Here is a 23,379-nt window from a genome sequence, read left to right as displayed (position 1 = left end):
ATCCCCTCCTTTAATGAAGACTTTCAAGAAGATAGTTCCTTCTGGTCGGAAAACAAACTTTGCTTAAAACAGAATCAAGCTCTCCTCTGTGACGAATGAGATCAGGTAAAATCTGTTCCGCTACTTCTTCTGTGAGACGGTAGCTGGGGCCGGCTATCGATAACGATCCGAGGACCATGTGTCCGTAATCAAACAAGGGAATAGAAACCGCAGCTACATCACTGATCGTTTCACCGGAGGAATACGCCCACCGCTTTCTTTCGATGTCCTCAAGTTTTTCCAGCATATCGGTTTCTGATGGGATGAGGCCGGGGTGTTGGACAGCCCCTTCATGAACAATTCTTCGTTGTACTTCTTTAGGCAGGTGACAAAGGATGACTTTATGGGAAGCCCCGATATAAAGTGGGGAACGACGGCCGACTGAGCCCGCGAAACGGACAAGGCGGCTGCTTTCTACAATCTTGGAGAAGACTCCTTCCTCGTTATCCAGAAGTGTCATAACGACACTTTCCCCGGTTTCGGAAGCAATCTTATGCATGATGGGATGGATGATCTCAGAGATTTGAAAATGTTGTTCGACGATGTTGCTGAGCTCAAGGAATTTAATGCCGAGCTCATATTTCTGCGTATCCACGCTGCGGTACACATACCCCCGTTCTTCGAGGGTGGTCAGCATCCGGTGGACAATGGTATGACTCATATCAAGCGCCCGGGACAATTCCCGTAGTCCCCACTTCGGATGTTCCAGCGTGAACATATCAAGGACCTGCAGCGCCTTATCGACGGTTTTTGAACTCACTCGGCTTCACCGCTTTCTAAGTGGTTCTATAATCGAACCAATATTCTGAATTTTATGATTACTAATGATACTAGCACAAAATGACCATTTTGCAACTACTTTTTCCGACTTTTTTCGGGAACCGAAATAAAAAGAAGCCCTAAGCTCAGACGGCTCAAGACTTCTTTTATAAAGATTCTGATAAAATTCGGTGTAGACCCTACTAAAAAAAAGAGCTGTCCTCCTGGAAGAGAGAACAGCTCTTTTATAAGCCATGACCAATTAAGACGGGAATCCAAGAATCGCTTTTTTCTCAAGATATTCTTCAATTCCATAATCGCCCCACTCACGACCAATACCAGACTGCTTATAGCCGCCAAATGGGGCATTGAAATCATGAGAGGCATCATTGACCTTGATGCGCCCGGCACGGATGGATGTGGCAACTTTTTTAAGGGTTTCCGGATCTTTACCATAGACGTACCCTGCTAAACCATAGACAACATCATTCCCGATTTCAATCGCATGATCGATGGTGTCATACGTAATGATACTCATCACAGGTCCAAAGATCTCCTCTTGTGCTATGACCATATCATTCGTTACATCCGTGAAAATGGTTGGTTTAGCGTAATACCCTTTATCCAGTCCTTCTGGAAGTCCTGTACCACCGGCAATTAAGTTTGCACCTTCTTCCATCCCTTTTTCAATATAGGATTGAACGGTGTTCCACTGCTTCTTGGATACAAGGGGTCCGACATAATTTCCTTCACGAGGATGGCCAACCGGGAATTCAGGAAGCACATCTAAGACGGCTTGTTCAAATTCTTCCTTCTTGGAAGCTGGAACAATCATCCGGGTCGCAGCAGAACAAACCTGCCCGGTATTCGTGGCGATATTGCTTACTGCATTTCGGGCCGCATCTTTCATATCCGCATCTTCCAGAACAATCAATGGAGATTTACCACCCAGCTCAAGAGCGACGTTTTTAATCGTTTCAGAAGCATTCTGCATAATTTTCGTTCCAACGCCCCCGGAACCGGTGAATGATACAAAGTCAATATCAGGGTGTGAACTGATGCCGTCACCAATCGTTTCGCCTGTACCATTAACCAAGTTGAACGCTCCTTTAGGTACGCCTACTTCATCAAAGATTTCTGCCAACATGATGGCAGCGAACGGCGTCATTTCAGAAGGTTTTAATACAACAGGGCTACCGGCTGCAAATGCGCTGGCAATTTTTGTTGAAGCTTGGTTGGTCGGGAAGTTCCATGGGGTGATTAAGCCGCTGACCCCGACAGATTCCTTGACTACCGTATGGTTGCCGCGGTGCTCCATGAATTCAATAGTTTTAAGAGATTCAGCCGCTTGAGCAAAATGATTGTAGCCCATGCTGTAGTGAATCTTCTCCGAAATTTCAAGAGGTGCACCCAGCTCTTCCGTCATCACATCGATGAATTCATCTTTGCGTCGTGCATAGGCTTCGGCTATGTTCTCAAGCATTTCAATACGCTCTTCTTTAGAAGTTTGAGAGAAACTCGGGAAAGCATCGCGGGCGGCTTTAACAGCTTTATCCAGGTCTTCCTTCGTACCTAAACTAATTTGACCCATCGGTTCTTCCGTGGCAGGGTTTATGACATCCTCGGTGTCATTTCCCGTGGATTCAACCCATTCACCGTTAATGTAATGCTTCAAAATCGTACGCATATTCAAATTCTCCTTTATAAGAATTGTGTAGTTTGCTTTGTTTAATCATGTATTACCGCTAACGCTCTACACAAAACATCTCGAAGCTAAGAGGGGTTATTGAACATGCCTCCGACTGCGCTTCCATTACTGATATAGCAGGAATAGGAATTTGATATAAGAATTACGAAAAGAAAACAGCGGCCTCCTTTACAGACACGGAAGCCGTTTATGAACAGGTCAATGGAATTGACCCCTTCTTGCCTCGACAAACGCCCACTGCTAACATGAATAGAGAAAAGGAGGTTATATCCATGACTGGCAATCACAAAGGATTCAGATACTTGGCCATTCTATGTATCTTACTGTCTCTGCTCGTCCAGAATCTCAGCCTGTTGGATGTCGTTTCCTTCCACGAGAATGTATTATTCCTGTTCAACTGGATGCTGCCGGCATCCGCTCTCGCATTATCCATCGTCTCGTTCTCAAAGTCGCAGAATAAGAAAGATCTGCTTATCACGGGTTTTGCTGTACTGGCCTTTTTCTACAGTATCATCTTTATCGTCTTCGCCTGGATGATGATGGATACTCCTTAACCGCCGTTCCATACATAGACGAATTCGCCGTCTTCCTCTTCCATCCTCTGAAACCCTGATTTCTCCAGCAGGTTGATCGATGGAAGGTTTTCTTTTTCCACACCGGCCTTGATCACGTAATCCCCTTTGGATCGGATCCAGTGAGTCAGGGCTTGGACAACCTCATACGCATAGCCCTGCCGCTTATACGAAGGATCAATCGTATAGCCCACCCAGAAATCATCCTGCTTCTTCAGCAGAAATACATCACCGAGGAGCACTTGGTCTTTTTTTCTTATCACAGCCAGCTGAGAACCATCTTCCACTCTCTGCGGATTCAGCAGGGTCGTTTCATAGACCTGACGGGTGAATCCTTTGAACCCCTGGTATTTCATCCAGTCCAGATCATTCCGGTAGCTCATGAACGCCTCGATGTCCACGGAAGTAAAAGGTCTTACATAACAGCGCGGAGTTTCTAAAACAGCGTTCCTTTCCTCACTCACACCGAGTTCCCCCTCTACCATTCAGCGGCTTATGGTAACTATACATCCGTTTCTTTTCATAGATCCTCTCTCTGTATATAAGAAAACCAAGAGAAGTCCAGAACGTTACGGCAGGGAGATTGTCCGCATGAACAGCCATTTCAATCACGTCCGCCTGCCGCTTTTTCATAAGTTCCTCATAAACCCTGTACACCTTTTCCCCAAAACCCTGACCATGATAGGTGCTGTCAATCAGCAGCAGACTCAGCCATGGATTTCCGGAGTTCGGCGACTGCATGCCGTATTCAATGATTCCGATGAAACTTTCACCATGACCAACCAAATATCTCTCATTCCCGAGTTCATCCGCTTCTCTCCACTGCGCTCTTATGTCATCTGCTGCTAGAAATTCCTTGTCATAAGCGATTTTATTGTAGGCAGGACTTGAGTTGTGAACCCTACACTCTTTTTGGATATGAGCCTCCTGCACTTTTGTAAAGCTGAACATGTTCCTAACTCCTTCAGTTCCATATGACATTTCCAATAAGGGCAAAAAGCATCATCAAGGCAATACCTCCGAACAAAACATACCCAATCCATTTAATCGGGCCGGGCAGTCCGCCCTCACTCGGTTTTGGATACCCTTCGATTTTCTTTTGATGATCGATAGCATCATTAAAAGATGAATCATCGTTGGAATGGTTGGACATAGACTCACCTCCATATATAGGATCAAGAACCGTCATGATCGCTGATATCGTCAAAAAGATCTCCCGTAATAAGATCGTCATCATAGGAATTAAAAGTATTGTAGTATTTGGCGTCCGGATGTCCTAATACAGCGTTTTTCCTTCTTTCATAGGTGCGGATGAGGTGAAGGACCGAATAACCGATGCCACCAGCCAGGGCTGTGTATACTAGAAAATCTGCCCGATAAAAAAGATATGTACAAACGGCAGCTATAGCGGAGAGGAGCAGCACAACCTCGAAAACTTTGATAGTCATCACCTCCTTTTGGTTCCACATACTTCCCTTCGATACGAAACTTTTTGATTCTATCCTTTTCATGCAAAGGAAAGAACAGTCATGACATGGACAACGGTAATCGTCAAAATGCCGAGGATGTTCGCTAAAAGAACAAACGTCTTCCACCGCCGAGCCTTCAGGCCAATCAACAACCCGATGACCGGCAGCAGCATCGTCATGATAAAAATCAGACGGTACTCCACGATGAAAGAACCCGGGGGAGCTTCAGGATTGATGATCATCAGGATGAAGGCAGTCACGATACAGAGTAAAGATACAGACGCACGCATCATTGATCCACTCTCCTTTTATATTTCTATACCCTGATGTCCACTTTTTACCAACATGATCTTTCCGGTTCCTCTTTGACTTTCACGGAAAAGGACCGCATGCCTCTCGGAATCCCCTTGATATCCAATCTGTTTTCAAGAACCAGCTGAATCAATCGGTACTCTATAAAAGCATCACTGACTCCCTGCCTCGAATGCCCGATCACTTCTCCTATGATCCTGGCTGCTGGGATGAAATCAACACATCCGGCATCTTCATGAAGGCTTCTTACGCTTTGAAGAATGAAGGAATCAAAGTAGTCGACCGCTTTTGAAAAGACTCCTTCATTCCATATTCTCAGCTCGCTGTTTTCCGAGGATAACCGCAGCCAGTCTTTCTCCAAACGATTCCTCGCTTCAAAAGGAATGGGCTCATTTGAAGCGTGATGAATCATCTCCCCGAACTGGTCAGGGGAGATTTCACCTGTATGGATGGGATATCCTTTGGAACGTTTCATATGGCTTTCACTTACGTTGATTGTCCTCACACGACCGTTCCATGCTTTCAGTAGCTGCAGAACGAAGCGCAGGCCAAGCTGTTCATGGGCATTATTTCCAACCCAGATGGTCATCTGGACATGATCAGGAATGTTCCGGATGCCTTCCATTGCCTGTTTGTTTTCCTGAACATACGTGTAAATCTCTTCGTCATCCATGTGAATGCGATCATAGAGCCAGTCCAGGCGTTCCTGCAGCCCTTCTGGCTGATCAAGATTCCGGACCGGCCCGATAGAAAACATCAAAGGGAGGTTGATGACCATGTCATTGTCTCTTTTAAGATTTTCAAGCGTATTTTTGAGCGCCCCATATGCGGAGTGGCCAAACACGATATGGACCTCTTTCACATCTGTCTGATCGCCGGATAAAGGGTTCATTTGCTGTTTATACACCTGATCCACACTTTTTTTCACGGTTTTTATCCGTTCTACATATTCATCTGGCGATAGATGTCCGCTGTCCACGTACTCCAGCATCAACCATGAGTGTAAAACCATTGAACGAACTTCTTCTCCACTCAATGACTCCACTTTCTTTTTCATCAATGGATCCATTCTTCCACCCTTTCATCTTCTCTATCATTCAAGGTACTGCTGCTTTTTCTAAAACAAAGCTCTGTTAAAGTCTGTTGTTGATATTTTAAACGAGTACTAAATCGTTTCCGTCTGGAATTAGGGGTCCGGTCCGTTATTTACTCAGGGCATGGTACGGCAGGGAAAACCGTTCGCTTTCCGCGGGGAACGGTACCCCACGGAAAGGGAGTCATTCCCAAGGCCGCCTCATACCAATCCCAGGACAGAAAGGGGGGGATAGGAGCTCACATGTTAAATAACAAACAGAGCCTAAAACAAAGACCGGTAAACAGCTGATATATGACCAACCGCTTCACCGGTTCAAACGCACCTGGAATCATTCCTCATCCATCCATACCCTACAGCAATCGATAAGCCGGCCATTTTCAAAAGAAAGCTTATAAATATCCGGCATCGAAAGCTGCTTCCAAAACTCAAAATCGTATCGTTCATGAAAAAATTCATTATAAGCACCATAATATTGCCATGCGTGCCTGCGACGATACGACGACCGGGATATTGTTCCAGGAGGGCTTGGATGCCCTGCACGCCTCTATACCTGGCTTTATGGTTGGATTCTCCACATTCCCACGAAAAATCAGGGTTCTCCCACAGCTTCGTGATAGCTTCTTCAAAATGGCGGGCCGATCCATCCATCAAAATTCCGTTCCTTCAACTCTTCCATCTGATGTACGGGTTTTCCGAGAGCAGCAGCAATCCCTTCCACTGTTTGTACCGCCCTTAAGTAAGGACTGGATACAACCTCGTCGATCCCTTCGTTTATCAGCTGTTCTGTAACTTTATCAACATCCTTCTGTCCCTTTTCTGACAGGGGTCTTCCATGCTCGTCCGGTGTATAGACCGAATGGGCATGCCGGACTAAGTAAAGGTGTGTTTTCATACAATCCTCCTTCAAGAAGGGAAATCCAAAGAGCTGTCCCCCCGCTGATCACTGCATAGGAAATGATATGACGATCCAACCATCCTCCTCCTCTCCAAGTGAGACAGAAGTTTAACGACTCACACCGGAATCCACAACCAATTGAGGTGGAGATGTGGTAAGCTTCACGTTTACCCCCAATGGTACACCATAGTTCGGCTGCCTATGTCCAAAAGGAAAATTCTTCACGACTGGAAATGATGCGTCGGCAAAGAAATCACGAAGGACTTTGCTGACTTTCTCCTCTTCATCAGCCTCCACCTGGAAATTCCCTAACACAACTCCCCGTATGGAGTCGAAAACCCCAGCCTGTTTTAGGTGTGTAAGTTTTAAGTCAATAAGGAAGGCCGGCTCACCGACTTCTTCTATAAGGAGTACAGCTCCGTCTGCATCGACCTGATGAGGCGTCCCCAGGCCATTGGTAAGTAATGTTAAATTCCCACCTGCCAGATGCCCTCTTCCTTCCCCTTCTGCCAACACCTGAAGGGAAGAGTGCCGGTCACTAAAAACCATTGTTTTTTCAATAAACGGCATGGAAAGCGAAGACTCTGTCTGTTTAGTCCTTAGTTCATCGTTTAAATCAGACGCCACCATGGGACCGTGAAAAGTAACTAGACGGCTGTTCTTTTGAATCGCATTCAATAGATATGTAATGTCACTGTAACCCCAGAATATTTTCGGGTTCTTTTTTATGCCTTCATAATCCAGTAAAGAAGCAATTTTTGCTGATCCAAATCCTCCGGTGGCACAGAAAACTCCCCGTACAGACGGATCCGCAAAAGCTTCGTGCAGGTCCTTAACCTGTTGTTCAATCGCTCCTGTCCCCTCCTCATCTGAAAAGACGTGGGGACCAATAGTAACCTCAAGCCCGATGTTTTCCAGCACTTTTATGCCCTGCTTTAAATGTTCGTGATCTGGTTTCCCGGCAGGTGCAACGACTGCAACACGGTCGCCTGCACGTAATGCATTTGGTTTTATCATAAGACTCCCCTTTCCTGAACATCCGTAATATCGGCTGTCATACATTTGCTCATTTTTGAAGGACAGATCCAGGCTATTGATCTTGTGTCTCCTGCCTGACCATCACTCTCTACATGACCCACGCACCCAGTAGAATGAATCCACTTCCGATAGTCATGACAACCGTCTTTGCCAGAGGATAAGGAAGCTTGTTCAGGAGTTTCATCAGACTTTCCCACTCCAGATATCCGCTTGATCCAAGTCTCCCATCATCCACATAATCTTTCTGTTCTTTCATCTTGAATATGGACGCATACAGGATAAAGACACCCCAAAGGATGAGGACTGCACCTAAAATAAGAACCATGAAGAACCCCTTTCTTTGCCGGCTGTTGGTTTATAATTCACCGTTTCAAACGCCTCCGCTCACTGTCCCGATGATGTTAAAAGCAATCGGGAACAAGAAGAGACCAATGTTAAAAATCATTCCTGCCCGTGCCAGGTTGTCACGGTTCATTTTATAGCCGATCAAACCAAGGGCTGCTCCTATTGGACAGATGACAAATGGAAGGACGAGAGGCAGTCCCTGTATGTTCAAAGGAACGATACCGAACAAAAAGTTTACAATCAAAGTCGTTAAAACGGTTGGAATCAGAATAGATACCACACTAATCAGCTTTTTCACTATAAAACGTCCTCCTCTCTCCTCTGCGAGTTTTCATGAAGTGCGGTTGAGAAATCACCCTCCATCCTATACGGTCAAAAAGGAAATTGGTTTCAAATAAAACCATTTAATGGATAAAAGCACAACAAAAGGAGCAGCTGCTTGCATGCAAACAGCTGCTCCTTGATAAGTGATCATAGTATCGTGAACGAACCTTGTAATCTCGTGAATGCTCTCATTATTGATTGGATTTAGAGAAACTCTGGTAATTCTTATTTCCCCCGGAAAGGTTATAAACTTCCTCAAATCCCATGTTGATCAGCACGTTCTGGGCAGCATTTCCCGTTACACCCTTATTGCAGTAAGTCACTGTCGGGATGCTCGGGTCCAGCTGTTTCGCTTCCGCGCGCAATTCAGCCAATGGAATGTTGACCGCTCCTTCCACATTGGATACTTCGTACTGCTTCGGCGCACGTGTATCAATGACTTGAATCTTCTCCCCGTTCTGGATTCGATTCGTCAGTTCCTGCGGCGTGATGATCCGGTTCTTTTTGTCCATCGCATTGTGAAGAGCCATACCTGTATACATGACCGGATCTTTAGTGGTACTGAATGGTGGCGCATAAGCTAAATCCAAATGGAAGAGATCTTCGGCACTCGCTTTTAAGGAAATCGCCGTCACAAACACATCGATGCGCTTATCGACGCCGTCTTCCCCGACAATCTGTACACCTAGAATCCGGTTTGTTTTACGATCGGCGACCGCTTTGATCACCATTTCCTTCCCACCAAGGTATTCGGCTCTTGCCGGTTTAATGTTGTGAAGAACTTCAATGTCATAGCCTTCCATAACCGCATCTTTTTCACTTAAGCCGGTATAGCCGACAGCTAAGTCAAAGACTCTTAAAATTCCTGTCCCTAAAATACCGCGGTGGGCCAGATCTCCGCCGGTGATGACATCTCCGGCAATCCTGCCCATTTTATTCGCTGTCGACCCAAGCGGACGATAGAGCGGGTTTCCTGTAACGATGGAATAACTCTCCGCGACATCTCCAACGGCATAAACATCAGGGAGATTCGTCTGCATCTTTTCGTTGACCTGGACGGCCCCGGATACGCCTAATTCTACACCGATCTGTTCAGCCAGCTTCGTATTCGGGCGTACACCTGTCGCTAAAATGACCATATCCGCATCGATGACGCTTCCCTTGGTTGTTTCTACGGAAGTCTCTGTAATGGCTGCCGCTTCTTCATGGAGTAATAGGTTGACCCCGTTTGCTCTCAAGTGCTCTTCCACCCGGAAGGCCATATCCTTATCCAAGTGCGGCATAATTTGATTGCTGCGCTGGACAATCGTTACATCCAGTCCTCTATGCTTCAACTGCTCAGCCATCTCTAGTCCGATGAAGCCCGCACCGATAATCGTCACTTTTTCCGGGTGGTTCGCTTCCATATAAGAATGGATGGATGCTGTGTTCTGGATATTTCGGACATGGAACACATGCTCCATCTCCACTCCGTCCACCTGCGGCGTCGTTGGAGCCGCCCCGGTAGCAAAGACCAGTGTATCGTAATGATCTTCAATGATTTCATTGTTGTTCAGATTCTTCACAGTGACCACTTTTTGATCCGGGTTAATCTCTACAACTTCATGACGGGTGTGAATGTCCACGTTGTAGCGCTTTTTGAACCATCCGGAACTCCTAGGAGTGAGTGTTTCAAGTTCGTCCACTTCGCCTCCTAAAAAGTAAGGAATCCCGCAGATGGAATAGGAGATATCGTAATCGGCATTGTATAATGTAATGTCTGCGTTCTCATCGTTTCTTCGTGCCTTTGCAGCGACAGATGTACCTGCTGCAACGGATCCAATAATAATGATCTTCATTTGGGTGCAACCCTCCAGGTTTCTCTTGATGTTTTTCTTAGCAGCACTGATCCATGCCGAGCAGGACAAACTGTGCTCCTTCTGGTGTATCTTCCTGATCTAACGTTAAGCTATCCACTGTATCTTTGACATCCTGATCAATGGAAACCTTCAGGCCGTCCATATCTTTAACAAGGTCGTTTTCTTCTGGTGCATCCAGAGAAATACCGAGTTGTGGACCACAGCATCCGTCCCCCATGGAATAAAAACGGACCCCTTCTGCTCCATTTTCTTCAATCATGCCCTGTAGTGTACTTTTTGCATTTTCTGTAATTTTCATGTTCATCACCTCTTCATTAGGATTGAATGTAAGCTTTCCATTGTTCATAGGCCGCATGTTTTCCGGCTCCCCATGGAATCAGCGCACTTCGTGCGGATAATTCTTCCTGTACCTTTCTGATCCATTGTTTTTCCGTTGCTGCGCGGGCCTCTAAAACAGGGTCCTTCGTTCCAGCTGCATAGAAGCTTCGGTTGATGACCCACCATTTCGGAGTAATGTCCGCCCGCTTCAAGTCTTCCTGCAGACGCCCTGCTTCAAATACAGGAGTCGCTTCCGGCAGAGTTACGACGACTACACCTGTCTCTTCCGGGTTCCGCAGTCTCGGCAGTAATTTCGTTACGCTCTCAGGAATGTCACCTGTGGAGCGGCTCATTTCCTTGTGATAGGCCTCAGACGAATCAAGTAAAAGCAGGGTGTGACCGGTAGGAGCCGTATCAATGACTACGATTTCCTCCTCGGAATCTACAACATCGGCAAAGGCTCGGAAAACGGCGATTTCTTCGGTGCAGGGCGAATCCAAGTCTTCTTTCAGATAGGCGAGCTCCTCTTCATTCAGCTCACCAGCCTTCGTTATGACTTCTTCCTTGTATTTTTCCACTTCGACTTCCGGATCGATGCTGCTGATGGTGAGGTTACTATGGACCCGGCTGTCCTTGAACATATCCGCTACGTGAGAAGCCGGGTCTGTCGTCGTTAAGTGGACGCGGTGACCTTTTTCAGTCAACCCAACGGCGATCGCAGCCGCAGTGGATGTTTTTCCGACGCCGCCTTTCCCCATGGTGAAAATGACACGCGTGTTTTTCGCTGAGAAGTCATCCACGACCTCTTTTAATGATGGGAGCGGTGACAGATCCATGCCTTCGTCCGCGCTCTCCACCTCAGCATGCGGAGACTCACTCACAATCTGACGCATGTGCTGAATATCCGTTAAGGAATAAGGAACATAAGGTAAAGCATACGTATCGATATTCTGCAGGGCTTGAGGGATCTCCTTCAGGGCTTCCTGCTGCTCACTGTAGAACGCAGAAGCTACTTCATCCCCGGCATCATACGACTGGAATACACCATTGATCACCAGCATTTGATGTTCAATCCCGATCTTGCCAAGCTCGACGGCTGCCCGCTCAGCTTCAAAAATCGTGGATGCCTCCGGCCTTGCTACCATGACCAATGTCGTCTTCTCTCTATCCGAAAGAGAATCCATGGCTTTTTGGTACATATTCTTTTTGTCGCCGAGTCCGGACAATGGCCCCAGACAGGACGCTCCGTGTGTGGATTCTTCCAAATATCCGGACCATGCTGTTGGAAGGGTCAAAAGCCTTAACGTGTGCCCCGTAGGTGCTGTATCAAACAAGACATGATCAAAGTCTTTGAATATCTCATCATCTGCGAGCAGATGGGAAAATTCATCAAAGGCTGCTATTTCAACGGTACACGCTCCGGAAAGCTGCTCTTCCATCTGGTTGACGACCGATTCAGGCAGCTTGTCCCGATACGGGCCCACCGTCTTTTCCCGGTAGGCTCTTGCTGCTTCTTCCGGATCAATGTTACTGGCGTACAGATTGTTCACACTTGGAATGGCCACAGGTTCACGGTTCAGTTCCATATTAAAGATATCCTGGAGATTGGAAGCTGGATCCGTACTCACCAACAGAACCTTCTTCCCCTGATCCGCCAGGCTTATCGCTGTGGCACAGGCGACGGATGTTTTTCCAACCCCTCCTTTTCCAGTGAAAAACAGGTACGGCGTTTGAACATGTGTACGTGGATGGTAGGATGTCTGCATTTCTACGGCTCCTTTATTTGTCCATATTGATAGAAACACGGACTTTCGGTTTCTGCGTCAATTCTTCTCCTTTGATTTCAAGCCATTCACTGAACTCATCATTCGTCGGGTATTCGCCTGCTTTGACAACCTGACCGTCCAGAAGAGTAACAGGAAGAGCATCTGCTCCTTTTTCCTGCAGTACCTCGTTCACTGCTCCATTCTCAGCAAAAGCTTCTGGTTCATTGCCCAGGTTGAACCTTGTAATGTTCACACCTTTTTGCTCCAATGAATAAACGGCTGAAGCCACTCGTGTCAGGTTCGGGTCGACACTCGGTCCGCAGACGCCTGTGGAACAGCACATGGCCGGGTCGAATATTTCTACCTTTTTCATATGTAAAACCTCCTTAGGGGTTCGTAAATGTTAAACCACGCATGCTGATGCCGGCTTTTTTGATCTTCCATCTTCTGTTCAGTATCACCATTTAAAGATTACAGCATCATTATATAATTAAATGCTTATATATCTCAAGGGATAATTTAATAACTTCTCCTTGAAAATGACCACATCCCTGTTATGTCAGGTGTAGTGGAAAAGACTTAATTAAAAAGCTCTGTTAAAGTCTGTTGTTGATATTTTAAACGATTACTAAATTGTTTCTGTCTGGAATTAGGGGTCCGGTCCGTTATTTACTCAGAGCATGGAATGGCAGGGAAAACCGTCCGCTTTCCGCGGGGAACGATGAGCCTCCTCGAACTTCGTTCTCCGGGGTCTCCCCTTGTTCCTTTTTCCCGCAGGAGTCTACCTGTTTTCCCTGCCATCCCTTTCGTAGTGGTGTAACGGACTTCGGTTATGTCCTTTCTAACTCCCCTTCTTTGAAGAGGCGGCCTTGGGAATGGCGAGACTCCTGTGGGATGAAGGTACATCGTGAGACCCCGGAAGGCGCAGCCTGAGGAGGCTCACGGTACCCCACGGAAAGGGAGTCATTCCCAAGGCCGCCTCCTACAAATCCCATGACAGAAAGGGGTGATCTGAGCTCACATGTTACATAACAACACCAAGCAATAACAGAGCCAATTTTAAAAAAGTACGGGTCATGGAGTACCTTTCATAATGGTCACGGGTCGTGTATAAGTAGATCCCCTTCATCAGAGACAGATCTTAAGTTAAAAAGAAGCACGTTCTTCCGTTTAGCAGGAGATCGTACTTCTTTACGTTACACAAGAGTACAGAAACAGAAATTCCTACTCAGTAAAAACGCAGCTTCATAGATTTAGGTTAAGATACATGACTATCCATCACCATTTGCAATGGGTAGAAATCGATAGGCCAAGTGTGTACGACAATTATTCAATATATAAAAACCTTTTTGTTCGTCTTTGGACATATATCCGCATTGTTGTCTTGTATTAAAAACATCCTGCACTCTATTTTCAGAAGCGCTGTAATAACTTAAATCAGGTTTCACTGAAATCCAGCTCTGACCGGCATTTTCATCATAATTCGCCTCTAAATCATAAATCAGCACACCTTTGTCCCCCTCATCCTTTACTACTCTGATTTCGCTGTCATTGTTTTCGTTTTCACCACCAGCAGAATTCATGAATTCTTCCAATATATTTTTATTTTTCAATTGATTGTCTTTCAACACCACATCTTCCTTACTTGGTTGGTATTCATTTTCTAATACTCCACTTCCTGAATGATTATCCAGGGATTTAGAAGTACCTTCTCGTTCATTCAATTGGATTTGTGCATTTTGAACAGAAGAACGGAGTGCAAAAGCGACTATAGCATTCTTATCAGTCTCACCCTCACCTGTGTCAATCTTATCAATAGCTTCTAAAGCTTCATTTATCATTTCTTGGTCTGTCGATGGCTTAATCTTACTAACTTCTCCCTGCTTGACCTTTTCCGAATCATTTGTTTCGTATAAATGGCTTACTTTTTGAACAGCGGTATCTACATGAGCCGAGTTTCCATTACCGATACCGCACCCCTGCAATAACAAGGCAATACTTAAGCTGATAACCAAGAATCCAAGTTTTCTATTCACTTCTGTAACCACCAAATAATCACCACCTTAACCGATTTGAACTGCCATTTTCTTATTATTTCTGTTTTTACAAAAAATAGCAGATAAGCCTGTGGAAGACAAATCGTACGTTTAACCATTCTCCCTATTCAGACGTATCTTATCAAATACTTAAAAAAGTCCATGCCTCATCAGTTGACGTCAGTTTCAGCATCATGTAACCTTCTAACTACTAAATATTTATTTAGTGGTTATACCGATGCAAGGAGGAATGGAATATGGCTATTCGAAACGCCACAGATGAAACATTTGCACAGGAGACAAGCAGCGGACTCGTTATCGCAGACCTTGGCGCCCCATGGTGTGGTCCTTGTAAAATGATCGCTCCTGTTCTGGAAGAAATTGATGAGGAACAAGGAGATCACATGAACATTGTAAAAGTAGATATTGATGAAAATATGGAAACTGCTCAGAAATATGGTGTGATGAGCGTTCCAACCCTCTTATTCTTCAAAGATGGAGAACTTGTCGATCAGGCAGTCGGTTTCAAACCGAAAGAAGAAATTGTCAGCATCGCCGAGAAACATTCGTAAATAAATAACTCAATCATACGATTATCCTGGGAGGTATAAGAATGAACCAACCTGCAACTATGAATGAAGAAACGTTTAAGCAAAGACAACAATCGGTTATGTTGGAAGGCATCGTCGAGGAACCGGTTAAAGTCAATTATACGGATGTGGGCTCAGGTACGCCTGTAATGCTTTTACACGGCATCCCGACCTGGTCCTACTTATACCAGAGCGTCATTCCGGAGCTTGAAGAGGATTACCGTGTCATTGCACCTGACCTGCTCGGCTATGGACAGTCTGATCAGCGTGACCAGTTCGACCGCTCTCTTCATGTACAGGCGGATATGGTACTCAAGCTTATGGATGAATTGGAATTAGAACAAGTGAATCTTGTTGCCCATGATATTGGTGGAGGCGTTGGTTTGCTTCTTGCTCTTCAAGCACCGGAACGTATTAACAAGCTCGTGCTTTCTAATTCCGTCGCTTATGATTCCTGGCCGATTCAAGATATGCTCGTGATGGGACACCCTTCCAAGAAGAACGAGTCCACGCAGGAATTCGAAGCCTTTCTATCCAAAGCGTACAAAGAAGTGTTCGCTCATCCGGAACAGCTGACTGAAACCTTTTTACAGGGCATCATGGCCCCTTACCTGCACGAGGAAGGCAAACTGAGTCTCGTACGTAACGCCGCAGCATTGAATACAAATGAAACGACTGCGATTACGTCGAAGCTTTCCACCATCAAGCAGCCCGTTCTTTTACTATGGGGAACAAAAGATGAGTGGCAGCCGGTGGAAACAGCAGAAAAACTCATTAAAGATCTGCCTGACAGCACACTCGTAAGATTTGACGAGTCCGCCCACTGGGTTCCTCAGGAAGCACCGAAAGAATTCAGTGCAGAAATTAAGAAGTTCATATAAAAAAATAAAATACAAGCAGCGTCGGAAGGACGCTGCTTTTCTTCTTTGCTCTATTCACCACGATTTGAGCGCTTCCTGTATGCTCTCCAAACCTTCAAGACCTACTATGTAAGAAATGGTCCCTCCAACTACAATTCCCATGACAAACCACCACGTGTATTTCAAAAGCACCCCTCCCTTGGGAACAGCTTCTACCCTTCATTCGATACATAAGTTCCTGCGATCATGTCATGTACAGCTTTTTTATCCTTACGAAACACAACCATCAGAGCACTGATGATAATCGAGAGTCCTCCCGTTATCACCCCAAGCAGATACTTCCCTAAAAGCTCTCGAAAAACCATGTCAAGAAGGTTCAGCTTATTCCCGTTCTCTTTTTTCACTTTTATCGACATCATCCTTCTGCCAACATCATACCCCTGCCACGCTACTGGTAAAAGGATGCAGTAAATCATATAGAAGACACTTGTCAAAATGTCTTGATATGGACCATTATGGATACCAAAAAAGAATGGTATAAAGACTCCAATCGGAATATAGATAAGCAGGACATCGATGACTTCAGCCAGCACCCTCATGCCGAAGCTTGCTTTATCAAGGCTGAAAGGCATATCATCATCCTTTACAGAATTTATTGAAGCTTCTTATTACACGGGCATTTTCCATATCCATTGTTCTCGGCCGGATGATCTTTGTGTCCTTTTCACTCTTGAGGCTTAAAAGACCAAGGATAATAACGAACACACTGGTTAGTGCGATAACTCCAAATACAATGAGTTCCAAAGAAAAACCTCTCTTTTTTCATGTATTTCAAAAGAAAAAGTCCTGCAGCTTCAGCAGCATCTGTGAAATAACATCTGAGCTGCCCGGCTGAAACAAAACGATAGACGAAGCGGCGAACACGACTCCAATGACCAGTTGAGCCCAAGCAGCAGGATTCGTGGAGGAATGGAAGAGTTTTTTTCCTCCCAAAACTCCCAGCGCGACCCCCACGCCAAGTAAAATAAAGTAATAAAATCCCATTCAATCACCTCCCAAAGGTTATGAATATCATCCAGAGCTTCCTTCAGCCGTTCCTCTAGTATACATAAAATGGGTAATGTTACCATATAAACAGGACAAATTTTCTTTTATAAAACCATGATGGAAGGTGACCACTATGAAAAAAACACTGCTTGTATTCATGTGGCTGACAGGAATCTACACCTTTCTCCATATTTTTTAGGCTTTAATATACAAAAACCCCTCATACTATTCTCGATAAACACCCATATTTCAGTCGGACTGCTGACTAGATTGATTCAAGCCTTGTTTATTTTAAGTTTGTTGATCTATGTAAAAAAATACGTAAACATCCGCAAAGAGACGTCCTGATTTGATCCCCCACAAGGATCGCTATGTAGCTTTCTCTTAAAATAAGGGTTCCGGTGCTGGTAAGAATAACCGGAACCCTTATGTTGATCATTCTCCCTATCTCAAAGAGACGCCTTAAATCACACCACCCATAAACATAGGATGAACAACAGGCCTGAAACAGGAGTCATGATCAGACGTTCCTTTTTACTCCTTGAGATTAAGTTCATCAATGTGTTGATGCCCATGAAAATGATGATTACCCACATGAGAATCGTAGTGGGTAAAAATCGGAGCAGATCAGAGAATTGAAATGCATGCTGAAGAACGATACCGGCCATAAAAACCAACAGCAGGGCATTCAGTGCGCTGGCGACTCTCAAATTCGCCGGCAGGACGCGGTGGGACCCCCCCATGGCCGCTTCCCCGAGCGGAAAACCGGACGCGAGTAACACTTGAAACACAGCCACGAAACAAAATAAAACGGCCGATGTAATCGCTGCGACCTCCATGCCCCATCCCCTCTTCCTTTATCTTCTTTCGCTTTTACCTGGCTGACTCTTCATAAAATCCAGCACCTTCCGATCGACTTTCCCCTGGTCCAGCTCACGACCTTCGAAGTTTTCGGTATGCAGGTACGTCGTCCAGGATTCATAGAACACCTCGTCATCAACTTCCTTACTTTCAAGGCAGCAAAGACGGACTAAATGGCCTACCATTTCCCTTTTTACATCTTCATCGATCAGCTGGACATCCTCTTCCTTCGTTTCACCAAAGTACAATTGGTGCAGCTGGTAAATCCGCTCCAGTTCCTTGATCGGCTCAGGATGATCGTCCACTCTGAGATCTACAGCGACATCGCTTAGTCCGCCGTAGCCTGCTTGATCACGAACGACGAGCACGGCCGCCGACTGCTTTCCTCTGCTGTCTCCCCCTGCTTCCTGCGCCGCTTGGATGGCTCTAATGAGACGTTCGGCCAGGGGGCCTTCCGATTGTTCAAACGCATGTCCCATATGGGTCACCGTTTCTTCATTTACTAATATGTTTCCTTGAGCCGCATAATGCTTCCCTGTGATTCCCCCAGCCCAGTCATAACAGCCTTTCCCGGTAAAAGTCGCTGCCTGACCGGAACGGTCGACAACTCCGACTTGACGGTCTTCCTTTTGAAGGTCTTCGTCCGTTAACTTTTCGATGACTTCCTCCGCAGACAACCCTGCCTCAAGGAGTTTCAACCCTTCCGGACCGTAGGCAGGGTTGGCAAAAGCCTGGGTGGCCACCGCTCCCACACCTGCTTTCGCCCATGGAACGACGGAGCCGACGCCTAAAAACTTGGACTGTACGGCCACGCCCCATTCCTCACGGCCGGGGTCACAGGCGGCGATCGAAAATGTAGCAATGATCTGATTGTTCATCTCTTTTCCCTCCAATATCCTTACCATTCGACAACACATTCAGATTTCCTTCTCTTCCCATATTCCGATTAACAATAGAAAATAACGGGTAATTTCACTGTAGAACATGATATAAAAAAAGGAGCGGTGAAAAAATGAAACCACTTGTACGTGAATACACAAATGATGAACAGTTGAAGGATATGGTAGAAAAACTGAAGAACGAAGGCATTGATAACGAAGAGATTTACATCCTGTCCCATGATGATGACCGGACCGAACGGATTTCGAAGAGTGTGAATGCGAATACGATTGGTGCTTCCGAGCAGGATGCGAAAAGCGTCATCACGAATATCTTCAGTAAAAAAGGCGATGAGCTCCGCACAAAGATGCAGGAAATCGGATTCTCCAAAGAAGAAGCTGGACAATATGAAGAAGACCTGGATGAAGGAAAAGTACTTCTCATCATAACCAATCCTGCAAAAGCTCAGGCAATTCTCTCCTGATAAAAAAGCCCCTGACGCAAAACATGCGTCAGGGGCTTCTGTTTAATAAGTTGTAAACCATGTCCACTTCTGCAGATAATACGTAGCATAGCGGATGGACGTCAGATTGTCCTGGTAGGTTTCATAGTCGGTTGTATAATGGCCGTCTTCATTGGACCAGATCCTCGTGAAGTAATCGTTGACCTCCTGGAAGACCTCCTCCTCCCCGGGCCCGTGGATGACGACATCCGCTTCCAGGTTAAGGTTGGACAGGTTTCTTCTCGTATAGTTGGCGGAACCGGCGACGATGGCGTCATCATCCGGCCCATCTATATACAGCATTTTCGTATGATACTGCTCGACGTTCGTGTCATACCAGCGCAGCTTGATGTTCTCATTTCCGAGGTTCTTCAGCTCGGCAGCCACCGGCAAATTGGGGAGCCCCGGCTTCTCATGGCCGAACGCGGTTTTATTGGGATCCATAATGATGCGTACTTCAGCCCCGCGGTTGGCCGCTTCATCGATCCGGGCGGTCACCTTTTTATCCGCTAAATAATACATCCCGATCCATACGTCATCCCCTTTACCAGCGTCCTCCAGCTCTTCCAGCACGGCGTCATAGATCTTTCCTTCGGTCACGAACTGTGTCTGAAGCGGTCCTTCCTGCTCTTCCCATTCATAGCTGCTGTAGTCGATGAATTCCCCGCCGGAATAGCGGGCCACCGCTTCTTCTGCTTCCAAAATATCCTCTATAATCGGACCGTCCATTTTGAAAGCGACGTTCTCATGGTACCCACTGGCATCATGAGGGTTAGCCGTGGATACAACGGCTGAATCCTCAGTCACAAGCAGCTTCCGGTGGTTCGCCTTAATATTCAACAGCTTCATGTAGGATCGAAGCGTCACGTCAGGGGCCTCCTTGGCAATCGGATTGCCGATCCACCCTTCTCCTCCGTTACCCATCCAGGAAAACATCAGACGCCACGCACTCGAGTATAACGGATTGGAATCTCTCAGTTTGTCCAGATTGGTTAAGACGACGTTCACCCCGCCATCTTCCAGGCGGCGGATTGTTTCCGATTCATAGGAGCCGTAAATGGTATTGATTTGGTCGGTAATAAACACGACTTCAAGCTCAGGCACTTCTTCTTTTCTTTCTAATACAGCGTCCACGAGACGACTGCTGATTTCGGGAAATTCATTTTTCCCGTTCGTGTAGCCGTTGAAAAGAAACATATCAGCGACAATAAAATCATCCGCTTCCCCTATAGTGGCATACATCTCCTCAAAAACCTGAAGATCATGAACCGTATCCCCCTCTTGATTCTCATAGGAGAGGTCACGGAAAAACTCGATATCCTCCATCTGATGGACACCGCCCTCGTAGGAAACGCCTTCCGGGAGCGCTTTCCATGAGGTATGATAGGCAATCATGACCGAAAGGATCAGCACGATCAAAAGCAGCAGCCAGACCCATTTCTTCTTTAATAACCCCTTTATTTTTTTCATTCTTATCCCCCCTGGTCTCTGCCTGTCTTTTCACTACCCGGGGGTGTTTCAAACATGGAAAAAAAAGCCTTCTACCGCAGGGGCAGAAGACTTTCCTCATTTAATGAAGCACAAGCTTTGGACGCTGTATGAACAAAAGGCTGATTACGATGGCGCTTAAGATAAACGCAGGCAGCATGTATCCGCCATTATAAACGAGGGAGTACAGCCAGACCGGCTGTCCTTCCGGCGCAAACTCACCGTAAAAGATGATCCCTGCTGCGAAGTGACCGAAGAAGCGGAGTACACTGCCGATAAAGCACCCCGCGATGATCCACCCGACGAGAGCTTTCGTTTCCTTGGAGCGGATCGCATTCCAAAGCGGTTTGGCCACGATTCCTGCCGCACCGATCACCGCAAACGCCACAATGTAGTCCAACAGCGTCTGCAAAGGGGTGATGATATAGGCACCGGTCAAAATCTGATAGATGCCGAGCAGCAGTCCAGTCGCCGCGCCTCCCTTCACGCCCCAGCGGAAGGCCATAATGAAGACCGGCACCATTGCAAACGAAACGGAACCGCCCTGGGCCCATAATTTAAATGATAAAAACGGAAGGATATCCAGTAGTAGTGCTAATGCGGAAAAGATCGCAATTTCTACTAAAAATAGGACTCTGCGGTTTCTCATTCCAGCATTCCTCCTTTAAAAAAAGACACAAAAAAAGCAATGCAGACAGGGACGCTTCCTGATGGAGGGATCCCGAATGCATTGCACCATCAAAAAAGCCGCCATCCCTGCGCCAGTACTAACTGACAGGTTCGAAGGGTCTGAACGAGGTTCACTCTCAGCCGCTAGGCTCCCCTTGTAGGCTTTGTACCGATTACTCTTCTTGCTATGCTTCTATTATATCAAACTTCTCTCCGATGACAAAACTTATTTCCCGGGCAATGGAGTCTATTTTGTATTCGTATACATCTGGAAGAATTCCAGACTGCGCTCAACAATCAAATCCTGGTCATGATCCAGTGTTGCGACATGGTAGCTGTTTTCCAAATGGACAAGCTCCTTGTGCTCCGAAAAGACCGAATCAAAGATCACTTCTGAATTATTGGGCGGCACGACGTGATCCTCATCCGAGACGAAAACCAGAATCGGGCAGTGAATCGTATCAAGCCGCTTTTTCACCTGATCCATTAAGACCGTGATTTCGGTAATGGATTTGACCGGTGTTTTGTCGTAGGCCAGTTCATCCTGGCCGGGGTCTTTAATATCGGAGCCGATGGCATCAAGAAAACGTTCGTCTGTCGCCGCACTCTCCTCCATCACCGGGATGTCGATTGCTGCATTGATCGGAATAACCCCCTGGATGTCCTTATGCTCACCGGCCATATAAAGGGCAAGCGTTCCTCCCATGGATAAACCGACGACGAATATAGAACTGCACCGTTCATTCAGCCATTGATAGGCGCTCTCCACTGATTCGATCCAGTCCTTATAGGACGTCGTCTCCATATCCTCCGGTGCTGTGCCGTGTCCTTTCAACCGTGGACAGTAAACGGTATAGCCTTCGCGTGCGTATGCTTCTGCGAGCGGACGCATGCTCTGGGTCGTCCCTGTGAACCCGTGGGAGACGAGTATCCCCACCTCATTGCCCTCGTATTTGATTTCCTCTGCCCCATCAAGAATGCTGTACTCGGCCATCTGGTTTTCCTCCTTTTGTTTTGGTGGAACCTAATATCCGTTTCAATACCGCCTTTTCGAGCCATGCCCATGGAAGAAGCCTTTTCAAAAGCACGTTGGTCCGGACGCCCGCTCCGACTGGATAACGCAGTTTTTTCAGCTTGTCTTTTTGGATCAGTCCTGTCATGAGGTCGGCGACGGAAGCCGGCTGGGCCCGTGACTCTTCGTTCAAAGCGCTCCACAGTCCTTTTATGTAGGAAGCATAAGGCGACGAAGGATTGTGTACTTCCTCTGGAAGCTTCATACCGGACGACCAGATATTCGTCTGAAAAGAGCCTGGTTCAATCAACGCGACATCAATGCCGAATGGCTGCAGTTCAAAGCGCAGGCTTTCAGAAAGTCCTTCCAGCGCATGCTTGGACGATACATACGCCGATAGCCCCGGAAAACCGATCAATCCACTGACACTGCTGACATTTAGTATTTTTCCGGACCCTTGGCGCCTCATGACGGGCAGAACAGCCTTCGTGACGGCTATAACACCAAAGACGTTCGTATCGAACTGCCGGCGGTATTCCTCAAGTGGGACCTGTTCCAGGAACCCTCCTACCGCATAGCCCGCGTTGTTCACGAGCACATCCACCCGCTCCAGTTGTTCTGCTTTTTCCTTAAAACGTTCAATCGAGGTATCATCCGTGACATCCAGCTGCCACACTTCAATCTTCTGCTTCACGTCTTCCGTCAGGTCTGCGTTTTGGAAAACCGACGCTTTTTCCATATTCCGCATTGTTGCAATGACACGGAAGCCTTTCTCTGCACATTTCACAGCGGTCTGCTGTCCGAATCCGCTGGAGGATCCGGTAATCATAACGGTTGGCTGCATCGATGGTGTCCTCCTTTATCTATTCGTCTACCCTTTTCCTTTCGTTGTCACACGGGGAAACTCCTTTTTCGATATGCAGGCGTTTCCTGCT

General features: G+C 46.5%; 28 protein-coding genes, 1 pseudogene and 1 riboswitch. Of the genes and pseudogenes, 4 read left to right on the top strand and 25 right to left on the bottom strand.

From position 1 onward, the window contains the following. Positions 1–10 precede the first annotated feature (10 nt). The gene (locus tag ACXAGL_RS14910) at positions 11–799 is read right to left on the bottom strand and encodes an IclR family transcriptional regulator (protein ID WP_474968131.1); all 789 of its coding nucleotides are present in this window, start codon (positions 797–799) and stop codon (positions 11–13) included. 261 nt (positions 800–1,060) lie between these two features. After that, positions 1,061–2,485: an aldehyde dehydrogenase family protein gene (locus tag ACXAGL_RS14905; RefSeq protein ID WP_474991600.1), complete on the bottom strand. Its 1,425-nt coding sequence runs from the start codon at positions 2,483–2,485 to the stop codon at positions 1,061–1,063. Positions 2,486–2,778: 293 nt separating this feature from the next. On the opposite strand from ACXAGL_RS14905, the gene ACXAGL_RS14900 reads away from it, so the two are divergent. Further along, a complete protein-coding gene (locus tag ACXAGL_RS14900; RefSeq protein WP_474968129.1) occupies positions 2,779–3,060 on the top strand; it encodes a hypothetical protein in 282 nt (93 codons plus the stop codon). Here the strand turns inward: ACXAGL_RS14900 and ACXAGL_RS14895 are convergent. The 15 genes and pseudogenes from ACXAGL_RS14895 to ACXAGL_RS14825 all read right to left on the bottom strand — a co-directional run bounded on the left by ACXAGL_RS14895 (position 3,057) and on the right by ACXAGL_RS14825 (position 14,548). Next, positions 3,057–3,542, bottom strand: a complete 486-nt coding sequence (locus ACXAGL_RS14895) for a GNAT family N-acetyltransferase (RefSeq protein ID WP_474991598.1) — start codon at positions 3,540–3,542, stop codon at positions 3,057–3,059. The two genes, ACXAGL_RS14900 and ACXAGL_RS14895, sit on opposite strands and share 4 nt — an antisense overlap. Beyond that, a complete protein-coding gene (locus tag ACXAGL_RS14890; protein ID WP_474991597.1) occupies positions 3,535–4,029 on the bottom strand; it encodes a GNAT family N-acetyltransferase in 495 nt (164 codons plus the stop codon). The genes ACXAGL_RS14895 and ACXAGL_RS14890 overlap by 8 nt, the downstream gene beginning before the upstream one ends. A 13-nt stretch (positions 4,030–4,042) precedes the next feature. Then, the gene (locus ACXAGL_RS14885) at positions 4,043–4,231 is read right to left on the bottom strand and encodes a hypothetical protein (protein WP_474971685.1); all 189 of its coding nucleotides are present in this window, start codon (positions 4,229–4,231) and stop codon (positions 4,043–4,045) included. Between the two features lie 22 nt (positions 4,232–4,253). Further along, positions 4,254–4,526 (bottom strand): hypothetical protein, encoded by a 273-nt coding sequence (locus tag ACXAGL_RS14880; protein WP_474991595.1) that lies wholly within the window; start codon positions 4,524–4,526, stop codon positions 4,254–4,256. Positions 4,527–4,585: 59 nt separating this feature from the next. Then, a complete protein-coding gene (locus ACXAGL_RS14875) occupies positions 4,586–4,840 on the bottom strand; it encodes a hypothetical protein (RefSeq protein WP_474991593.1) in 255 nt (84 codons plus the stop codon). A 44-nt stretch (positions 4,841–4,884) separates the two neighbouring features. Next, positions 4,885–5,928: a DUF1835 domain-containing protein gene (locus ACXAGL_RS14870; protein ID WP_474991592.1), complete on the bottom strand. Its 1,044-nt coding sequence runs from the start codon at positions 5,926–5,928 to the stop codon at positions 4,885–4,887. A 339-nt stretch (positions 5,929–6,267) separates the two neighbouring features. Beyond that, a pseudogene (locus ACXAGL_RS14865) lies at positions 6,268–6,847 on the bottom strand (histidine phosphatase family protein). A gap of 111 nt (positions 6,848–6,958) precedes the next feature. Then, positions 6,959–7,867 carry a S66 peptidase family protein gene (locus ACXAGL_RS14860; protein WP_474991591.1) on the bottom strand — a complete coding sequence of 303 codons (909 nt, stop codon included), beginning with the start codon at positions 7,865–7,867 and terminating at the stop codon, positions 6,959–6,961. Positions 7,868–7,976: 109 nt separating this feature from the next. Further along, positions 7,977–8,213: a hypothetical protein gene (locus ACXAGL_RS14855; protein ID WP_474991589.1), complete on the bottom strand. Its 237-nt coding sequence runs from the start codon at positions 8,211–8,213 to the stop codon at positions 7,977–7,979. Positions 8,214–8,258: 45 nt separating this feature from the next. Next, positions 8,259–8,531 (bottom strand): hypothetical protein, encoded by a 273-nt coding sequence (locus ACXAGL_RS14850; protein ID WP_474991588.1) that lies wholly within the window; start codon positions 8,529–8,531, stop codon positions 8,259–8,261. Positions 8,532–8,748: 217 nt separating this feature from the next. Continuing rightward, complete coding sequence (locus tag ACXAGL_RS14845) at positions 8,749–10,395, bottom strand: FAD-dependent oxidoreductase (protein ID WP_474991587.1); 1,647 nt, start codon at positions 10,393–10,395, stop codon at positions 8,749–8,751. A 37-nt stretch (positions 10,396–10,432) separates the two neighbouring features. Next, entirely contained in the window at positions 10,433–10,714 is a 282-nt protein-coding gene (locus ACXAGL_RS14840) for an adhesin (protein WP_474968117.1), read from the bottom strand. A 16-nt stretch (positions 10,715–10,730) separates the two neighbouring features. Beyond that, complete coding sequence (arsA, locus tag ACXAGL_RS14835; RefSeq protein ID WP_474991585.1) at positions 10,731–12,500, bottom strand: arsenical pump-driving ATPase; 1,770 nt, start codon at positions 12,498–12,500, stop codon at positions 10,731–10,733. Positions 12,501–12,513: 13 nt separating this feature from the next. Then, positions 12,514–12,873 (bottom strand): arsenite efflux transporter metallochaperone ArsD, encoded by a 360-nt coding sequence (gene arsD / locus ACXAGL_RS14830; RefSeq protein WP_474968115.1) that lies wholly within the window; start codon positions 12,871–12,873, stop codon positions 12,514–12,516. Between the two features lie 898 nt (positions 12,874–13,771). Continuing rightward, complete coding sequence (locus ACXAGL_RS14825) at positions 13,772–14,548, bottom strand: hypothetical protein (RefSeq protein ID WP_474991583.1); 777 nt, start codon at positions 14,546–14,548, stop codon at positions 13,772–13,774. 245 nt (positions 14,549–14,793) lie between these two features. Between ACXAGL_RS14825 and trxA the strand changes: the two genes are divergently transcribed. Both trxA and ACXAGL_RS14815 read left to right on the top strand, forming a co-directional pair. After that, positions 14,794–15,108, top strand: a complete 315-nt coding sequence (gene trxA / locus ACXAGL_RS14820) for a thioredoxin (RefSeq protein ID WP_474991582.1) — start codon at positions 14,794–14,796, stop codon at positions 15,106–15,108. Positions 15,109–15,149: 41 nt separating this feature from the next. Beyond that, entirely contained in the window at positions 15,150–16,007 is an 858-nt protein-coding gene (locus tag ACXAGL_RS14815; RefSeq protein ID WP_474991581.1) for an alpha/beta fold hydrolase, read from the top strand. Positions 16,008–16,198: 191 nt separating this feature from the next. Here ACXAGL_RS14815 and ACXAGL_RS14810 read toward each other — a convergent pair whose 3' ends face one another. The 4 genes from ACXAGL_RS14810 to ACXAGL_RS14795 form a co-directional block, all read right to left on the bottom strand. Then, complete coding sequence (locus tag ACXAGL_RS14810) at positions 16,199–16,618, bottom strand: RDD family protein (protein WP_474991579.1); 420 nt, start codon at positions 16,616–16,618, stop codon at positions 16,199–16,201. 199 nt (positions 16,619–16,817) lie between these two features. After that, the gene (locus tag ACXAGL_RS14805) at positions 16,818–17,030 is read right to left on the bottom strand and encodes a hypothetical protein (protein ID WP_474991578.1); all 213 of its coding nucleotides are present in this window, start codon (positions 17,028–17,030) and stop codon (positions 16,818–16,820) included. A gap of 470 nt (positions 17,031–17,500) precedes the next feature. Beyond that, a complete protein-coding gene (locus tag ACXAGL_RS14800; protein WP_474968107.1) occupies positions 17,501–17,872 on the bottom strand; it encodes a hypothetical protein in 372 nt (123 codons plus the stop codon). Positions 17,873–17,890: 18 nt separating this feature from the next. Further along, positions 17,891–18,772, bottom strand: coding sequence for a DUF1028 domain-containing protein (locus ACXAGL_RS14795; protein WP_474991577.1), 882 nt, complete (start codon positions 18,770–18,772; stop codon positions 17,891–17,893). A gap of 134 nt (positions 18,773–18,906) precedes the next feature. On the opposite strand from ACXAGL_RS14795, the gene ACXAGL_RS14790 reads away from it, so the two are divergent. Continuing rightward, on the top strand, positions 18,907–19,257 hold the full coding sequence (locus ACXAGL_RS14790; RefSeq protein ID WP_474968105.1) for a YflT domain-containing protein: 351 nt from the start codon (positions 18,907–18,909) through the stop codon (positions 19,255–19,257). A 42-nt stretch (positions 19,258–19,299) separates the two neighbouring features. On the opposite strand, the gene ACXAGL_RS14785 is transcribed toward ACXAGL_RS14790, so the two are convergent. The 4 genes from ACXAGL_RS14785 to ACXAGL_RS14770 all read right to left on the bottom strand — a co-directional run bounded on the left by ACXAGL_RS14785 (position 19,300) and on the right by ACXAGL_RS14770 (position 23,288). After that, entirely contained in the window at positions 19,300–20,745 is a 1,446-nt protein-coding gene (locus ACXAGL_RS14785; RefSeq protein WP_474971704.1) for a phospholipase D family protein, read from the bottom strand. A 100-nt stretch (positions 20,746–20,845) separates the two neighbouring features. Continuing rightward, complete coding sequence (thiT, locus tag ACXAGL_RS14780) at positions 20,846–21,412, bottom strand: energy-coupled thiamine transporter ThiT (RefSeq protein WP_474991576.1); 567 nt, start codon at positions 21,410–21,412, stop codon at positions 20,846–20,848. Positions 21,413–21,499: 87 nt separating this feature from the next. After that, positions 21,500–21,598: riboswitch (TPP riboswitch) on the bottom strand. Between the two features lie 81 nt (positions 21,599–21,679). Then, on the bottom strand, positions 21,680–22,426 hold the full coding sequence (locus ACXAGL_RS14775) for an alpha/beta hydrolase (RefSeq protein ID WP_474968102.1): 747 nt from the start codon (positions 22,424–22,426) through the stop codon (positions 21,680–21,682). After that, positions 22,404–23,288: an SDR family oxidoreductase gene (locus ACXAGL_RS14770; RefSeq protein WP_474968101.1), complete on the bottom strand. Its 885-nt coding sequence runs from the start codon at positions 23,286–23,288 to the stop codon at positions 22,404–22,406. The genes ACXAGL_RS14775 and ACXAGL_RS14770 overlap by 23 nt, the downstream gene beginning before the upstream one ends. Positions 23,289–23,379 lie beyond the last annotated feature (91 nt).

Source organism: Halobacillus sp. ABA4_118 (assembly GCF_056160205.1).
This window is presented reverse-complemented; position numbering and strand designations above follow the sequence as displayed.

Coding starts and splice junctions, on each gene's coding strand:
- ACXAGL_RS14905 (WP_474991600.1), bottom strand. CDS start 2,485: ATGCGTACGATTTTGAAGCATTACATTAACGGTGAATGGGTTGAATCC.
- ACXAGL_RS14900 (WP_474968129.1), top strand. CDS start 2,779: ATGACTGGCAATCACAAAGGATTCAGATACTTGGCCATTCTATGTATC.
- ACXAGL_RS14890 (WP_474991597.1), bottom strand. CDS start 4,029: ATGTTCAGCTTTACAAAAGTGCAGGAGGCTCATATCCAAAAAGAGTGT.
- ACXAGL_RS14885 (WP_474971685.1), bottom strand. CDS start 4,231: ATGTCCAACCATTCCAACGATGATTCATCTTTTAATGATGCTATCGAT.
- ACXAGL_RS14880 (WP_474991595.1), bottom strand. CDS start 4,526: ATGACTATCAAAGTTTTCGAGGTTGTGCTGCTCCTCTCCGCTATAGCT.
- ACXAGL_RS14875 (WP_474991593.1), bottom strand. CDS start 4,840: ATGATGCGTGCGTCTGTATCTTTACTCTGTATCGTGACTGCCTTCATC.
- ACXAGL_RS14870 (WP_474991592.1), bottom strand. CDS start 5,928: ATGGATCCATTGATGAAAAAGAAAGTGGAGTCATTGAGTGGAGAAGAA.
- ACXAGL_RS14860 (WP_474991591.1), bottom strand. CDS start 7,867: ATGATAAAACCAAATGCATTACGTGCAGGCGACCGTGTTGCAGTCGTT.
- ACXAGL_RS14855 (WP_474991589.1), bottom strand. CDS start 8,213: ATGGTTCTTATTTTAGGTGCAGTCCTCATCCTTTGGGGTGTCTTTATC.
- ACXAGL_RS14845 (WP_474991587.1), bottom strand. CDS start 10,395: ATGAAGATCATTATTATTGGATCCGTTGCAGCAGGTACATCTGTCGCT.
- ACXAGL_RS14840 (WP_474968117.1), bottom strand. CDS start 10,714: ATGAAAATTACAGAAAATGCAAAAAGTACACTACAGGGCATGATTGAA.
- arsA (WP_474991585.1), bottom strand. CDS start 12,500: ATGCAGACATCCTACCATCCACGTACACATGTTCAAACGCCGTACCTG.
- arsD (WP_474968115.1), bottom strand. CDS start 12,873: ATGAAAAAGGTAGAAATATTCGACCCGGCCATGTGCTGTTCCACAGGC.
- trxA (WP_474991582.1), top strand. CDS start 14,794: ATGGCTATTCGAAACGCCACAGATGAAACATTTGCACAGGAGACAAGC.
- ACXAGL_RS14815 (WP_474991581.1), top strand. CDS start 15,150: ATGAACCAACCTGCAACTATGAATGAAGAAACGTTTAAGCAAAGACAA.
- ACXAGL_RS14810 (WP_474991579.1), bottom strand. CDS start 16,618: ATGCCTTTCAGCCTTGATAAAGCAAGCTTCGGCATGAGGGTGCTGGCT.
- ACXAGL_RS14805 (WP_474991578.1), bottom strand. CDS start 17,030: ATGGGATTTTATTACTTTATTTTACTTGGCGTGGGGGTCGCGCTGGGA.
- ACXAGL_RS14800 (WP_474968107.1), bottom strand. CDS start 17,872: ATGGAGGTCGCAGCGATTACATCGGCCGTTTTATTTTGTTTCGTGGCT.
- ACXAGL_RS14795 (WP_474991577.1), bottom strand. CDS start 18,772: ATGAACAATCAGATCATTGCTACATTTTCGATCGCCGCCTGTGACCCC.
- ACXAGL_RS14790 (WP_474968105.1), top strand. CDS start 18,907: ATGAAACCACTTGTACGTGAATACACAAATGATGAACAGTTGAAGGAT.
- ACXAGL_RS14785 (WP_474971704.1), bottom strand. CDS start 20,745: ATGAAAAAAATAAAGGGGTTATTAAAGAAGAAATGGGTCTGGCTGCTG.
- thiT (WP_474991576.1), bottom strand. CDS start 21,412: ATGAGAAACCGCAGAGTCCTATTTTTAGTAGAAATTGCGATCTTTTCC.
- ACXAGL_RS14775 (WP_474968102.1), bottom strand. CDS start 22,426: ATGGCCGAGTACAGCATTCTTGATGGGGCAGAGGAAATCAAATACGAG.
- ACXAGL_RS14770 (WP_474968101.1), bottom strand. CDS start 23,288: ATGCAGCCAACCGTTATGATTACCGGATCCTCCAGCGGATTCGGACAG.